3 protein-coding genes are annotated in these 2,547 nt (G+C 31.1%); 1 reads left to right on the top strand and 2 read right to left on the bottom strand.

The genetic code is table 11. The annotated features are described in order from the left end of the window. A partial coding sequence (gene secF, locus ABWO04_RS11075; RefSeq protein ID WP_353079753.1) for a protein translocase subunit SecF occupies window positions 1-1,204 on the top strand: 1,204 nt, incomplete at its 5' end. A gap of 71 nt (window positions 1,205-1,275) precedes the next feature. Here secF and ABWO04_RS11070 read toward each other — a convergent pair. After that, on the bottom strand, window positions 1,276-1,887 hold the full coding sequence (locus ABWO04_RS11070) for a WbqC family protein (RefSeq protein ID WP_353079752.1): 612 nt from the start codon (window positions 1,885-1,887) through the stop codon (window positions 1,276-1,278). A 135-nt stretch (window positions 1,888-2,022) separates the two neighbouring features. Beyond that, window positions 2,023-2,547 (bottom strand): S26 family signal peptidase (locus ABWO04_RS11065; RefSeq protein ID WP_353079751.1); only part of this gene is annotated, 525 nt, incomplete at its 5' end.

Genomic DNA, 2,547 nt, shown 5'->3' with positions numbered 1-2,547 from the left:
GCGTTCTATAATTGATGCCAACGTGACACATATATTAACAGGTACAATTTTATATATTTTTGGAGAAGGAATGATTAGAGGTTTTGCGATTACTTTATTAATTGGTATTTTAACTTCATTATTTACTTCAATCTTTATTGCACGTTTCTTTATTGATGCGGATATTGCTAAAGGAAGAAGTTTACAATTCTCTACAAACATTACTAAAAACTGGTTTACAGGTTTCAACTTCGATTTCTTAAAAATCAAAAAATTCACATATGCATTCTCGTTAATTGTATGTATTATTAGTTTTGTTTCTTTCTTTACGAATGGATTCGACCAAGGTATTGACTTTGTAGGAGGAAGAACATTCCAAGTACAATTTGACCAAAAAGTATCTTCAGAAGAAGTTACAAATGCGCTTTCAACAGCTGAGTTTTTTGACAGAGCTGAAGCAAAAACATTTGGTAACGACAATCAGTTGAAAATTACTACAAAATATAAAATTGACAAGCAAGGTGTTGAGGTTGATAAAGAAGTAAATGAGAAATTATATGCAGGATTGAAAAAATTCTTTGCTAAAGAAATTTCATACGATCAGTTTACTAACACACAAGAAGGAAAACAATTTGGGGTATTACAAGCTATGAAAGTTGGACCTTCTATTGCAGATGACATTAAAACAAACGCCTATTGGGCAGTATTAGGAGCGATGTTATTAGTATGTTTATACTTAGTTATTTCGTTCAGAAAATACCAATATTCATTAGGAGCAATTGCTGCAGTAGCGCATGACGTTATTTTTGTATTAGGAATTTATTCTTTATTATACAAATACATGCCTTTCCATATGGAAATTGACCAACACTTTATTGCTGCAATTCTTACGGTTATTGGATATTCAATGAATGATACCGTAATTGTATTTGATAGAGTTCGTGAATTCTTAGGTGGAAAATCGCACCATGGTAATTTTAACAAAATTGTAAACGATTCTGTAAACACTACATTATCTCGTACATTAAACACATCTTTAACGATGATTATGGTATTAGCAATTATGTTTGTATTTGGTGGCGATTCAATCCGTGGATTTATCTTTGCGATGTTAATCGGTATTATTGTAGGAACCTATTCTTCGTTATTTATTGCGACACCTGTATTAGTAGATACAATGTCAGCATCAGATAAAAAACAAATTGAAGCAGAGCATAACGTATAACGTTATGTTATAATATAAGTAAAACGTCCCGATGAAAATCGGGACGTTTTTTTTTAAGTTATATGAAAAAATTATAAATGTTGCTGCTTTAAATAATCCACTGCATATCTACCTTCATTAAATAGCAAATCTAAAATAGATAAATTATTTATGAATCCGTGCTTGTTATCAAAAACTTGAGTATATGGTTCTATTTGAGTGGCGTCTTTCTTACCATTTGCCAAATAGCGATAATCAGTTTTGTCAGTAACTTTATGAAAATATTCCGTTGTTTTGTCAAATGGAATCGAAATTCCTAAAGCATCATTTATTCTTTCAAATATTTCAAAGTTTAGATCTAACATAAACTCGTGTTTCTTTTCGAATATGGGTTGTAAATCATCTATGAAATATTCGTAAAAAGGCGAATTCTTATAAGCAGCTTCTAAAGATTTAAAATGGTTTTTTTGCCAATTGTATTGGTTGTCTATTTTGATGTCTTTAAATTTGTTGTTTGCATCGTTATGCTTTACTGATATGTTTAACATTTGAATTCCATTTGGACTATAAATGTACATTCGGTTTCGGTTGGTTTGCTTTTGAAACGTATCTTCTACTTCAAATGTAACCGATTCGGCATGAATCATCGCAATATAATGACTGATAGATGGAAAGTAAGTAGGGTAAATTAATATGTTATTCATACTTTATTTTTTAAAACACATAGGCACAAAGTTTTGGTAAAGTTAAGACGCCATGCTTAGAATAGTTATCATAGCTCTTTGTTCTGCTTGCAAAAATAACTCAAAAATACTATGTGACTATGTGTTTATTTTTAACTAAAGTAATTCTTCTTTTTTCTTTTTCTTACCTCTATACCAATCCCAAGCAAAATATCCTGCAAAAAGGAATAAGAAGTATTTGAAATACGATTCGGGTTGTCCTTCTCCGCTAACGGTTGTAAAGAAACGTTCGGTTCTAAATTTATTTAGTAAGCCTTTTGCATTCCAATCTAAACTCATCCAAATAAAAATAGGTTTACCAACAATATGATCTGCAGGCGTGTAGCCGAAATAACGCGCATCCAACGAATTATGTCTGTTGTCTCCCATCATCCAATAATAATCTTGTTTAAAGGTATAGGAAGTAGCTGTTTTTCCGTTTATTTTAATTTCATTACCTTTTACTTCTAACGTATTTCCTTCGTACTCTGTGATGATTAATTTATACAAGGGTAACGTTTCTTTGTTTAAAGCAACTGTTTTTCCAGCTTGTGGAATATAAATTGGTCCAAAATTATCGCCATTCCAGTTGTTAGTTACAGAAGGATTTCCGTCTTTAAAATCAGGAAATACACCGTCTTC

It is taken from the genome of Flavobacterium sp. (genome assembly GCF_040382755.1).
GTDB lineage: Bacteria > Bacteroidota > Bacteroidia > Flavobacteriales > Flavobacteriaceae > Flavobacterium.
The sequence above is the reverse complement of the archived record's forward strand: the minus strand, read 5'-3'. Positions and strand labels throughout refer to the sequence as shown.